The sequence below is a fragment of the uncultured Cetobacterium sp. genome (assembly GCF_945952365.1).
Classification (GTDB): Bacteria; Fusobacteriota; Fusobacteriia; order Fusobacteriales; family Fusobacteriaceae; genus Cetobacterium_A.
The window spans coordinates 85,360-97,667 of sequence record NZ_CAMFHX010000004.1 but is presented as its reverse complement, the minus strand read 5'-3'; the positions used below and the strand labels follow the sequence as shown (position 1 = coordinate 97,667).

At 31.3% G+C, this 12,308-nt stretch carries 12 protein-coding genes; all 12 read right to left on the bottom strand.

The window, feature by feature from the left end:
* Window positions 1-9: 9 nt before the first annotated feature.
* Window positions 10-945 carry a tRNA dihydrouridine synthase DusB gene (gene dusB / locus Q0O83_RS02375; RefSeq protein ID WP_294093813.1) on the bottom strand — a complete coding sequence of 312 codons (936 nt, stop codon included), beginning with the start codon at window positions 943-945 and terminating at the stop codon, window positions 10-12.
* 158 nt (window positions 946-1,103) lie between these two features.
* A complete protein-coding gene (gene tsaD, locus Q0O83_RS02370; protein WP_294093811.1) occupies window positions 1,104-2,114 on the bottom strand; it encodes a tRNA (adenosine(37)-N6)-threonylcarbamoyltransferase complex transferase subunit TsaD in 1,011 nt (336 codons plus the stop codon).
* Between the two features lie 101 nt (window positions 2,115-2,215).
* The gene (gene pflA, locus Q0O83_RS02365) at window positions 2,216-2,941 is read right to left on the bottom strand and encodes a pyruvate formate-lyase-activating protein (RefSeq protein WP_294093808.1); all 726 of its coding nucleotides are present in this window, start codon (window positions 2,939-2,941) and stop codon (window positions 2,216-2,218) included.
* Between the two features lie 32 nt (window positions 2,942-2,973).
* Window positions 2,974-5,214: a formate C-acetyltransferase gene (gene pflB, locus Q0O83_RS02360; RefSeq protein WP_294093806.1), complete on the bottom strand. Its 2,241-nt coding sequence runs from the start codon at window positions 5,212-5,214 to the stop codon at window positions 2,974-2,976.
* 173 nt (window positions 5,215-5,387) lie between these two features.
* The gene (locus Q0O83_RS02355) at window positions 5,388-6,128 is read right to left on the bottom strand and encodes a lysophospholipid acyltransferase family protein (RefSeq protein WP_294093804.1); all 741 of its coding nucleotides are present in this window, start codon (window positions 6,126-6,128) and stop codon (window positions 5,388-5,390) included.
* Window positions 6,122-6,682, bottom strand: a complete 561-nt coding sequence (locus Q0O83_RS02350) for a regulatory protein RecX (RefSeq protein ID WP_294093802.1) — start codon at window positions 6,680-6,682, stop codon at window positions 6,122-6,124. The genes Q0O83_RS02355 and Q0O83_RS02350 overlap by 7 nt, the downstream gene beginning before the upstream one ends.
* Window positions 6,654-7,727 (bottom strand): recombinase RecA, encoded by a 1,074-nt coding sequence (recA, locus tag Q0O83_RS02345; protein WP_294093800.1) that lies wholly within the window; start codon window positions 7,725-7,727, stop codon window positions 6,654-6,656. Before recA ends, Q0O83_RS02350 begins: the two co-directional genes overlap by 29 nt.
* Window positions 7,728-7,732: 5 nt before the next feature.
* Window positions 7,733-8,731: a glycosyltransferase family 9 protein gene (locus Q0O83_RS02340; protein WP_294093798.1), complete on the bottom strand. Its 999-nt coding sequence runs from the start codon at window positions 8,729-8,731 to the stop codon at window positions 7,733-7,735.
* 1 nt (window position 8,732) lies between these two features.
* Entirely contained in the window at window positions 8,733-9,404 is a 672-nt protein-coding gene (locus Q0O83_RS02335) for a lipopolysaccharide core heptose(II) kinase RfaY (protein WP_294093796.1), read from the bottom strand.
* A 3-nt stretch (window positions 9,405-9,407) separates the two neighbouring features.
* Entirely contained in the window at window positions 9,408-10,418 is a 1,011-nt protein-coding gene (locus Q0O83_RS02330) for a glycosyltransferase family 9 protein (protein WP_294093794.1), read from the bottom strand.
* Window positions 10,419-10,420: 2 nt separating this feature from the next.
* Window positions 10,421-11,446, bottom strand: coding sequence for a glycosyltransferase family 9 protein (locus Q0O83_RS02325; protein WP_294093793.1), 1,026 nt, complete (start codon window positions 11,444-11,446; stop codon window positions 10,421-10,423).
* Window positions 11,403-12,191 carry a glycosyltransferase family 2 protein gene (locus Q0O83_RS02320; protein WP_294093791.1) on the bottom strand — a complete coding sequence of 263 codons (789 nt, stop codon included), beginning with the start codon at window positions 12,189-12,191 and terminating at the stop codon, window positions 11,403-11,405. The genes Q0O83_RS02325 and Q0O83_RS02320 overlap by 44 nt, the downstream gene beginning before the upstream one ends.
* Between the last annotated feature and the right edge of the window lie 117 nt (window positions 12,192-12,308).

Here is a 12,308-nt window from a genome sequence, read left to right as displayed (position 1 = left end):
TTCTCCTTACTATAAATTTTCCTTTGCTTTCTCTAATAGAGCTACTAACTCATCATAACTATCTATCTGATTTATAGCCCCTTTCAGGAATGCTCCATTTCTTATTCCTTTTAAATACCAACAAAGATGTTTTCTTAATTCAAATAGAAATTTTTTATCTGGATTATCTAATTTAGCTTGAAGAGTATGCTTTATAGCCATATCCAGTCTCATCTCTGGTGTTAAAATTGTTTGAACCTCTCCTGTTTCAAACTTTTCTTTTATTTGTTTAATCAGCCAAGGGTTTCCACATATCCCTCTAGCTAGCATTATCCCATCTACTCCTGAATATTTTACTTTTTCATAAGCATCTTCAGCTGTAAATATATCTCCATTACCTATAACCTCTATATTTACACTCTCTTTTACCTCTTTTATAAGTTCCCAATCTGCGGTTCCACTGTACATCTGCTCTCTTGTTCTTCCATGAATTGTAATATGTTTACATCCAGCTTCTTCAGCTATCTGTCCTACTAACTTATGTTGCTTTAACCCTTTATATCCAACTCTTGTTTTCAGTGATAAATCAACATCGTCAGCTATATTAGCTTTTATTTCACATAAAATTTTCTTTATATGATCTGGATCCTCTAGTAAAGCTGCTCCATATCCATTTTTTATTATCTTATTCACAGGACAACCTGCATTTACATCTATATGCTTTACTCCTAACTTTTCAGTTATGTATTTAGCACTATGAACCATTTTGTCCACATCTCTTCCAAATATCTGAACAGCTTCACCATCTCTTATTTTTAAGATTTGATTTAAAGTCTTTTCGTTTTCCATCTCTAAGGCATTTATACTTACCATCTCTGTAAACATAAGATCTGGTTTATACTCATCTAAAATTCCTCTAAATGTATAATCTGTAACTCCAGCTAGTGGAGCAATATATATTTTCATTTTACCTCCAAAATAACACATTGTTATCCAAAAATTTTACCATATTTTCAAGAGTTTTTCAATGTTAAATAGCTTTTGAAATAACTCTAGTTTTCTAGCTTTCTTTGTATAAAAATTATATCATAAAAATTAAAATACCCCAAAATTTGGGGTATTTTCTAATCTTTCATTATATCTAATGTAGCTTTTCCATTCAAAGTTAAATCTGCAAAAATTTCACCTTTTCCATAATTCAATTTGTAATAAGCTGCTGCTGCTATCATAGCTGCATTATCAGTACAATAAGACATCGAAGGATAATTTACCTTCACTCCTATTTTTTCTGCTCTCTTAGTTAATTCACTTCTAAGTAATGAATTCGCTGCCACTCCTCCAGCTATTACAACTTGCTTTACACCTTTATCTTTAACAGCTTTCAAAGTTTTTTTACAAAGAATATCTACAACTTTCTCTTGGAATGAAGCAGATAAATCTTCTGGTTTAAAATCTTCACCTTTCATTCTAGCTTTATTGACAGCATTTATCACTGATGTTTTTATCCCTGAGAAACTAAAATCATATCCATCCACTTTTGGTTCTGGAATCTTGAGTGCATCTTTATTACCTTTATAATATAGCTTATCAACTATAGGTCCACCTGGATATCCAATTCCCATAACTCTAGCTACTTTATCATAACTTTCTCCAACAGCATCATCTAGTGTTGCTCCTAGATTTATAAAATTGTGTTGCTCATCAATATAGACTATATTTGTATGTCCTCCAGATACCACCAAAGCGATACATGGTAACTCTACATCATGTTCTATAAAGTTTCCATATATATGAGCTTTGATATGATGAACTGGAATAAGCGGAATATCATGCCCATATGATAACCCTTTAGCAAAAGATATTCCTACAAGTAAAGCTCCAATCAATCCCGGTGCATATGTTACAGCTATATAGTCCACATCATCCATTGTTATTTTTGCTTCTTCTAAACTTTCCTCTAGTATTGTAGCTATATTTTTTATATGATGTCTTGAAGCTATCTCTGGTACAACTCCTCCATACTCTTTATGTATATCTATTTGAGAAGAGATATTATTAGATAAAACCTCTTTACCATCTTTTAAAACAGATATCGACGTTTCATCACAAGATGTTTCTATTCCTAATATTATCATTGAACTCTCCTTCTTTTTTTACTTAATTATACCATATTTTTTATTAAAATATATAAAAAACTACCTTAGAACAAACTTGCTCTAAGGTAGCTAAAACTTTACTATTTAACTGATAAACCTCTACTTCTAAATATATTTTTAGCATTTTCAAATCTCTCTGCTGAAAGTTGCTCAACACCTTTTAAAGGATATTCTAAACCAACTTTTTGCCACTTGTACTCTCCTAAAGAGTGGTATGGTAAAACTTCTACCTTTTCTAGATTATCAAAATCTTTCAAGTAGTCAGCTAGTTTTTCTAACAACTCATCATTATCAGTGATTCCTGGAACAACAACGTGTCTTACCCACATTGGCTTTCCAATCTCTTTTAAATACTTTGCAAATTGTAAAGTAGGTTCTAAATCTACACCAGTTAACTCTTTATATTGTACTGAATCTATTGATTTTATATCTAGTAAAATTAGATCTGCATACTCTAAAGCTTCTTTAACTTTATCATTGAATAGATACCCTGAAGTATCAATCGCTGTATGTATCCCTTCTTTTTTACATAATCTCAATAGTTCCTTTACATACTCAGGTTGAGTTAACGGGTCACCACCGGTAACCGTAACTCCTCCTTTTTTTATAAAGTTTTTATATTTACAGATTTCTAAGAATGTTTCTTCAGGAGTCTCTAGAGATTTCGCATCCTCTTTTTTCCAAGTATCACAGTTATGACAATATTTACATCTCAAAGGACACCCTTGAGTAAATACAACATATCTAATACCTGGTCCATCTACAGTTCCAAAACTCTCGTGTGAGTGTATAAATCCCTTTTTCATTTCTTAGCACATCCTTTATATTACTTTATTAATTACATATTTCCGTTAATTGTTCTTGAAATAACGTCTAATTGTTGCTCTTTTGTTAATCTTACAAAGTTAACTGCGTATCCAGAAACTCTGATTGTTAATTGAGGGTACTTCTCAGGGTTAGCCATTGCATCCTCTAATAAAGCCTTGTCGAACACGTTAACATTTAAATGTTGTCCTCCATCAGCTGTAAAGTATCCATCCATTAATCCTACTAAGTTCTCTACTCTTTCTTCTCTAGATTTTCCTAAAGCTCCTGGAGTGATAGCGAATGTGTAAGAAATTCCATCTTCTGCATGGTGGAATGGTAACTTAGCTACTGAAGCAAGTGCTGCTACAGCTCCTCTCTTATCTCTTCCGTTCATTGGGTTAGCTCCTGGAGAGAATGGAGTTCCTGCTGGTCTTCCACATGGAGTAGTTCCTGTTTTCTTTCCGTAAACTACGTTTGAAGTAATTGTTAGGATAGATTGAGTTGCTTTTGAGTTTCTGTAAGTGTCATGTGTTCTGATGTAGTTCATGAACTTTTCCATAATCTCAATTGCTAATTTATCTGTATTGTCATCGTTGTTTCCGAATGCTACGAATTCTCCTTCTCTTTCGAAGTCAACAGCGATTCCTCTTTCATCTCTTATTACTCTTACTTTTGCATCTCTAATAGCTGCTAATGAGTCAGCAACGATTGATAATCCAGCGATTCCTGATGCTTGAGTTCTTAAAACATCTACATCATGAAGTGACATTTCGAATGCTTCGTAAGAATACTTATCATGCATGTAGTGGATAACTTTAAGAGCATTGATGTATACTCCTGCTAACCATTTTAACATTAAGTCATATTTTTCCATAACTTCATCGAAATCTAAGTACTCAGAAGTGATTCCTTCGAATTTAGGTGCAACTTGTGCTCCTGACTTCTCATCTCTTCCTCCGTTGATTACATATAATAAAGCTTTTGGTAAGTTTACTCTAGCTCCGAAGAATTGCATTTGCTTTCCTATTTTCATTGGAGAAACACAACAAGCGATTCCATAATCGTCACCTAAGTCTGGTCTCATTAAATCATCATTTTCGTATTGGATAGCTGATGTATCTATTGAAACTTTAGCACAGAAGTTCTTCCAGTTTTCTGGAGATTTTTGTGACCATAATACTGTTAAGTTTGGCTCTGGAGCTGGTCCTAAGTTGTAAAGAGTGTTTAAGTATCTGAATGCAGTTTTAGAAACTAAAGTTCTTCCATCTACTCCTTCTCCTCCTAAAGCTTCTGTTACCCAAGTAGGGTCTCCTGAGAATAACTCATTGTACTCTGGAGTTCTTAAGAATCTGATGATTCTTAATTTTATGATAAATTGGTCGATTAAGTCTTGAGCTTCAGTTTCAGTAATTAATCCTTTAGCTAAGTCTCTTTCGATGAAGATATCTAAGAATGTAGCAGTTCTTCCAACTGACATTGCAGCTCCATCTTGATCTTTAGTTGCTGCTAAGTATGCAAAGTATACCCATTGTACAGCTTCTTTAGCGTTTGTAGCTGGCTTTGTAACGTCAAATCCGTAAGAAGCACACATTTTTACGAATAATTTTAATGCGTTAATTTGCTCAGTGATCTCTTCTCTTTTTCTGATTATTTCTTCAGTTAATTCTGGAGCTTCAGCTTTCTTTAACTCAAACTTTCTCTCTTGAATTAATCTATCTACTCCGTATAGAGCTACTCTTCTGTAGTCTCCGATTATTCTTCCTCTTCCGTAAGCATCTGGTAATCCAGTTACGATTCCTGATCTTCTTACAGCCATCATATCTTCAGTATATGCTGAGAAAACTCCTTCGTTATGAGTTTTTCTATATCTTGAGAATATCTCTTTAGTTATTGGATCAATTTCATATCCGTAAGCATTAAGAGAGTTTTCAACCATTCTTAATCCACCTTTTGGATAAATACCTCTCTTTAATGGTGCATCTGTTTGTAATCCAACGATTGATTCGTTTTCTTTTGAGATGTACCCAGGTCCATAAGTGTCGATAGCTTGTGGAGTTCTAGTTTCTGCATCGTAAACTCCTTTTGCAATTTCAACTTTGAACATTTCTGTTAATTTTGACCAAACAGCTTTTGTGTTCTCAGTAGCTCCTGCTAAGAAAGCTTCGTCACCAGTGTATGGTGTGTAGTTGTTTTGAATGAAATCTCTAACATTAATTTCTTTCTTCCATAAGTTTCCTTTGAAATCTGACCAGTAAGATTGTAAGTTTTCCATCTTTGTTTCCTCCTGAATGGATTATAATTTATATATATTCCACTTATATTTTTGGTGAAAGCTCTGTTAAGCTTCACTTAATTTTCAAGGAAATTATAGCATAAATAATAATTAGTGTCAAACTTTTCCAGACTTTTTAACGGTTAAATTTACACTAATTTAGTGGTTATTTTTTAATTATTTTTTGCAATTTTTTGATTAGCTACCAATTCTTGAACAATCTCACTCAAATTTTTATTATTTTCTAAGTACATTTTCTTCAAATCTATCGGTTTTCCTACAGTTACTCTCACCTTCTGATTAGGATTAATTCTTATATTTTTTCTATTTTGAACAAAAAAAGTTCCATCAATAGTTACTGGCAGTATAATTCCATCAGTTTCTGTAGCTAATTTAAAGCTTCCTTTTTTGAAAGTACCCATATTTCCTGTGAGTGTTCTTTCTCCTTCTGGAAATATAACCGTTGGATAACCTTGTTTAACTATACCTACAGCTTTTTTTATACTTTTAATTCCCTCTCTTGGATTTGATCTATCTAAAAATATACATTTACTCATTTTCATCCACATAGAGTAAAAAGGCCAATTTTCCATCTCTTTTTTGGCTACAAATCCTAAAGGTAAATCTAATGCAACAACTAAAACTGGAATATCTAAGTTACTTTCATGATTCGCTACTACAACTATTCCATCTTCTCTTTTCAATTTTCTGTATGCTTTTTCATCTAAATAAACAACTTCTAAATCAATTTTAGCAGCTTTAATCAACCCTCTACACAAATGTTCTCTTAAGACTTTCCTTGCCTCTAACGGAGCTTTTTCACTAGACATCTTCTTTATTTTTCTAGATTCAAATATAGTTATATATGTAAACTTAAGTAGTGCTGCAAGTGTAACTTTTAATAGCGTTAACATTCTTCCTCCTGTTTTCTAGTAATAATTTTTTTTATATCTCCGTAAGAATAGCCTTTTCTCATCAATGAAGCTATTTTCTTTTGTTCATCTTTAGCTCCAAGCTTATCCCAAGCTTTTGATAACTCCTCTAACTCATCATCACTTTCATAATAATTTAAACTCTCTTTTATTATCTCTGATGAAATACCTTTCAACTTTAAGTCATACTCAAGTTTTTTTCTTGCACCTTTTCTATTCTTTACAAAATTTTGAGCAAACTCTAAATCATTAATATACTCTAACTCTTCCAACAATTTTATAACTTTCAAAACTACTGATTTTTCCCAATATTTTTGTACTAGCTTCGTATAAATCTCTTTTTTACTATAATCTCTTTTGGCTAAGTAATAATATGAAGTAGAGAGAGCAGCTAACTCTAACACTTGTAAGTATTCCTCGTGAGATAGCTCCTCTCTCTTTTTCAAATCATATTTATTTACTATTTCATTATTTAATCCAATATTCAAGCCATTTTCAAAGAGATAATTATTCTTCAACAATCTCTTCAGCTTCAATATTTTCCTCTCCTTCTGATGAATGAACTACAATAGTCTTTTTCTCTAAAAGTTGATTTACTTTCTCTTCAATAGCTGCTAATAATTCTGGCTCAGTCTCTAATCTAGCTTTTACATTCTCTTTTCCTTGACCTAATCTAATATCTCCAAAACTAAACCAAGCACCTGATTTTGCTACTATATCATTGTCTAAAGCCATATCCATTATTTCACCAACTCTAGAAATACCTTTTCCATACATAATTTGGAACTTAGCTTCTTTAAATGGAGGAGCTACTTTATTCTTAGTTACTTTTACTACTGTTTCGTTTCCTATTATCTCTTCACCTTGTTTTACACTTCCGATTCTTTTTACTTCCATTCTAACTGAAGAGTAGAACTTTAAAGCCTTTCCACCAGTAGTAGTTGTTTGTGGACCAAAACTAAATCCACCAATTTTATCTCTAACTTGGTTTATAAATATCATCGTTGTTTTTGATTTATTTATTGATCCAGTTAATTTTCTTAAAGCTTTTGACATAAGTCTAGCTTGAAGTCCCATCTGTTGATCTGACATCTCTCCATCTATCTCTGCTTTTGGAACTAGTGCTGCTACTGAATCGACTACTATTATATCAATCGCACCTGATCTAACTAACATATCTGCAATCTCTAAAGCTTGCTCTCCAAAATCTGGTTGAGATATTAGTAATTCATCTACATCTACTCCTAAAGCTTTTGCATAAACAGGGTCTAAAGCATGCTCAGCATCTATAAAAGCTGCAACTCCACCCATTTTTTGAGCTTGAGCTACCACATGTAGTGCTATCGTTGTTTTTCCCGAACTCTCAGCTCCATAAACTTCTATAATCCTCCCTCTAGGTACTCCACCTATTCCAAGGGCCAAATCTAAATTAATACTTCCTGTTGAAATCACTTCAATACTCATTGCTTGGTTTTCACCTAGCTTCATTATTGAACCATCACCAAAGTCTTTTCTAATTTGCTTTAACGCCGTCTCTAATGCTTTTGACTTATCTGTTGTTTCTACTGACTTTTTTGCCATTTCAACTACCTCCCATTTTTTTCTATTATCTCCATAACCCTTGCTGCACTTAGTTTTCTCATACAATTAAAATGTTTTTGCGGACAAGTTTTATCTCCGTGCAAACTACAAGGTGAACAAGCTTCATTTAAATAGATCAATCTATTATTTTCATCATATTCAAACATCTCTGGGCTAGTTGGTCCAAAAATTACAAACGTTGGACACTTAACTCCTCTTGCAATATGAAAAGGTCCCGAGTCATTAGTTACTAAAAATTTAGCTTTTGAAAGTAATGCTCCACTCTCTTTAAGATTTAATTTTCCTGCTAAATTTATCGCTAATCCACCACTCAATTCTTTTATTTTTTCACACATTTCATATTCAGCACCAGAACCTATAATAATAGGTTTTTTCCCATATTTATTATAGAGTAGTTTTGATAATTCTGCAAACCCTTCTTTTGTCCACTTCTTAGTTTCCTTTGATGCGCCTGGGGCAATCATCGGAACATTTTCATATTCTAAACATAATGCTTCTAATTTTTCCACATCTTTCTTCTCGAAACCAAATGTCAAATCTTCACCATTATATTCTAATCCTAATACTTTAAAAGCTCCAAAATAATTTTTTATTATTGTATTATCAACTTTATATTTTATAGCTTTTGTTTTTACCAATATTGTTTTTAAAAAACCTCTTTTTTTGTAAGTATATACCTTAGAACCTATCGTACTACTAATTATTTTCGATCTCACTTTCGAGTGTAAATCGAATACATAATCATAATTATTTTTTTTCAACTCTTTACCAAAGGCTATCATATTTTTTAGCCCATCATGCTTTTTTTTGTTAAATAATATCAAATTATCTATGTAAGGACACCCTGATATAGAATCTTTAAAGTTTTCCATAACTAAAAAATCTATAACTATATTAGGATATTTTTTTTTCAATTCTTTCAATACAGGTGTTGTTAGTATCACGTCCCCTATTGAACTAAGTCTTATAATTAAAACTCTCAATTTATCTTTCCTTTCCTCGAATTGCTTTTTTTACTCTTCCAATCCAATGCAGGTAACTATTTAAATATTTTGCTAATTTATAGCTTATAGTTGTTTTATCATATATATCTATCTCTTTATGACAACTTTCCTCTAAATATATAAATTCATACGCTTCCCCTGCTTTAGCATATTTATTTCTTATTAGTTTTACATCTATTAAATAAACTTCCTCTTTTAAAATCATAAAATTATCAAGTTGTGAATCACCATGCAGATACCCTTTTTTATGAATTTTTTCTAATTCATTCTTTACCAAAGATAGGTCTCTCACTGTTGCTGGTCTTCCCTCCAAATAAGAGCTTACAAAAAATGAATCAAAAGACATCCCAAAAAATCTTTTTTCCCAATACATAATTGGAGTGGCTCCCCTGAATCCTAAATTACTTATTCTCAAGCAATTTTTATACTCTCTTCTACTTTCACTGCCTCTAAAAATAGATAAAACTCTTTGCCAAACTCTTCTATTTTTTTCTCTTGGCACTTTATAAACATATTTTTCTTCATCAACCTCTATTAAAAGAACCTGACTTCTTTTATCATCTTTTAAAACTTTTAAAACTGTGTATTCTTTATTTTTAATTTTATTGGGCAGATTAAAATTTATAGAATTGTTACAAATTACCTTCTCCATAAATTACCTCTTTAAAGATGCTAGAATTTTATCAAATGCCACTTCTGGCTTTAGATCTAACATACATTTGAAATGCCCTTTAGGACATTTGTTTCCACCATGGATAGCACAAGGTCTACAAGATAAATTTTCCACTTCTAAAACTTCACTATTTTTACTCCAAGGGAAGAAGCCGAATGCTTTTACAGTTGGTCCAAACAAAGCTATTATCTTTGTATTTTTAAAAGCTGAAGCTATATGTATAGGTGATGAATCATTTGTTAATACTACTTTTGACCTTTTTAAAACTTCTGCTAATTCTAAAAGAGTGGTTTTTCCTCTCAAATCAACCACTCCAGAAGGTGTATGTACATTTAAAAGCATCTCATCTCTTCCGCCTATGATTACAACTTTTTTATTGTTTGCAACCAACAGATCAATAACTTTATTGAAATATTCTAAAGGCCATTTTTTAGTAAACCATTTACTTCCAGGAGCAACTGCTACTACATCTTTATCTATCAATCTATTTTCTTTCCAAATATCATCTACCTTTTGAATATCTTTTTTACTTGGGTACAACTCTATTGGATAAGACTCTCTTAAATTTTCAGGTAACTCTCCTAAAAAAGAAAGTAATTTTTCCACTTCATGTTTACTTTTATCATATTTTATTCTCTTTGTAAATAATACCGCCCCACTTGCTGTATTATATCCAACCCTTTTAGGTGATCTCGTCAACCAAGATAAAATTGAACTACGTAGATATCTATGAGGTGTTAAAACCAAATTAAAGTTTTCATATCTCAATCTTCTTCCTAGCGCAATAAGACCTTTAACTCCTGAATGAACCCCTCTCTTATCATATTCAATAATCTCTGTTATATTTTCATTGTTTCTTAATATACTAGCACCTACTGGAGTTGTCACATATGTAATCTTCGCTTCTGGATAAACATCTTTTATTCTTTTTAGTAAAGGAGTCGATAACACTATATCTCCAATAAAAGCTGTATGTATAATCAATATTTTCACTATTATCTCTCCAATCTTTTTATTATCTCTGTAATTATTCTCTCTTCAATCTCCTCGTTATACGAATCAAAGTTTTTGTGCTTGTAATTTTCTTTGCTATTTTCATCAGGAATTATATAAGTTACATCATCATTTCCAAATACTCCCCATCTTGTTGGGCTTTGCGATGGTTTTTTAGGGTATAAGGCAACTATACTTTTTTGTAAAGAACCAGCTATATGTGTCGGTCCTGTTGAACCTCCAAAATAAACTTTAGATTTATCTATAACCGCTCCAATATTTAATAACTCTCCTCCATTAGCAAATAAATAGATTCTCTCTCTACCAATTTTTTCAATTAAACTCAGTCCTCTATCTTCATCAGATATATGTGCAGTTATAATAACGTCTAAATCTTTTTCTCTATCTATAAGTTTTGTCAAAAGTTGAGCATATTGATCATCACTTATATTTTTAGCTGATCCTCCCATAAATGGATTTACAACTAACACCTTTTTACCTATATTATTATCTTTAAAGAACTGCTCTGCTGATTCAATATTACTTTTATCTAAATAAATAGCTGTATTTATCTCAAACCTCTCCTCAAAGAGTTTCTTATCTAACTTTTTTATTAAATCTAAATTATATTCAGCTTCATGCTTAATAGACTTTGATCTTTTTTGAAGAACACCTTTGTTAAAAGTAAAAAATGATTTTAATTTTGACAAAGGTCCTATTTTTAATTTAGCTTTACTCGCTTTTGCTAATTGCATTACAAAATCATCAACATATAAAGCAATAAATACATCTGCATTAAAATATTCAATCTTTTCTAGCAACTCTTTTTGTCTATATCTATCTATTTGAACAACTCTATTTATATATGGTAAACTTTTTACAATATTGTAATTATAATTTCTAACCAACAAAGTTATCTCTGCATCTGGATACATTTTTTTTACCATAAAAAAACTTGGGATTGATAAAATTAAATCGCCTATTTTATCTGTTCTTGCTATTATTATTCTCTTGTAAGTACGAACCATTTTTATACATCTCCCTCAATTTAAAGTATTTTATCATCGAATACAACGAGCTTGTTGATGCTATAACAAATCCTTCCACTCCATCTAAGAATCCCAATCTAAATATATACATTCTTATAAATTTATAAAATGGATTCACAGCGATATCGAAAACACTAACTTTTTTACCTTTTTTATAATAATCTTTTGCACCCTCTGTTGTATATCTATTAAACCTATTAAAATAATCTTCCATTGTTAAATAAGAATGATGTAGAATATCTTCATCTATCTTATAGATTTTTTTATCTGTTTCAAAAGCTTCATGTACGGTATTATCATTAAATTTTCCCGAACCTTTTCTAAATAATCTAACAGCATAAGAAGTTCCCCAACCACCATGTTTTAACTCTTTTCCAAAGCAAACTGATAATCTATTGATTTTAAATATATCTTTGGAATTACTTCTATCCTCAACTATCTCTTTTATCTTTCTTTTTAACTCTTCTGAAATCTCTTCATCAGCATCTATATTTAAAATCCAAGTTTCACTACATTTTTCTATAGCTGAATTTCTTTGAGGTCCATATCCTTTCCAAGATTCAGTGTGAAACTTTACCCCAAACTCTTTTGCTATCGCTTCTGTTGAATCAGTAGATCCACTATCAACAATAACTATCTCATCTGCTAACTCTTTAACTGATTCTAAAGTTTTTCTTAAAATCTTCTCTTCATTAAAGGTTATCATTGCAACAGATATCTTCATTTTTTCACCCTCTCTTTTTAACTACTTACTTTTAATTATATCAAATTATACGTTAATTTACAAAAAAGTTTTGGATAAAAAAAGAGATAAGGTATCTCTACCTTATCTCTATAGTTC

Excerpts from the sequence above, each read along its gene's own strand:
- Q0O83_RS02320 (WP_294093791.1), bottom strand. The coding sequence starts at position 12,191 with ATGAAGATATCTGTTGCAATGATAACCTTTAATGAAGAGAAGATTTTA.
- tsaD (WP_294093811.1), bottom strand. The coding sequence starts at position 2,114 with ATGATAATATTAGGAATAGAAACATCTTGTGATGAAACGTCGATATCT.
- Q0O83_RS02335 (WP_294093796.1), bottom strand. The coding sequence starts at position 9,404 with ATGGAGAAGGTAATTTGTAACAATTCTATAAATTTTAATCTGCCCAAT.
- recA (WP_294093800.1), bottom strand. The coding sequence starts at position 7,727 with ATGGCAAAAAAGTCAGTAGAAACAACAGATAAGTCAAAAGCATTAGAG.
- pflA (WP_294093808.1), bottom strand. The coding sequence starts at position 2,941 with ATGAAAAAGGGATTTATACACTCACACGAGAGTTTTGGAACTGTAGAT.
- pflB (WP_294093806.1), bottom strand. The coding sequence starts at position 5,214 with ATGGAAAACTTACAATCTTACTGGTCAGATTTCAAAGGAAACTTATGG.
- dusB (WP_294093813.1), bottom strand. The coding sequence starts at position 945 with ATGAAAATATATATTGCTCCACTAGCTGGAGTTACAGATTATACATTT.
- Q0O83_RS02355 (WP_294093804.1), bottom strand. The coding sequence starts at position 6,128 with ATGTTAACGCTATTAAAAGTTACACTTGCAGCACTACTTAAGTTTACA.
- Q0O83_RS02325 (WP_294093793.1), bottom strand. The coding sequence starts at position 11,446 with ATGGTTCGTACTTACAAGAGAATAATAATAGCAAGAACAGATAAAATA.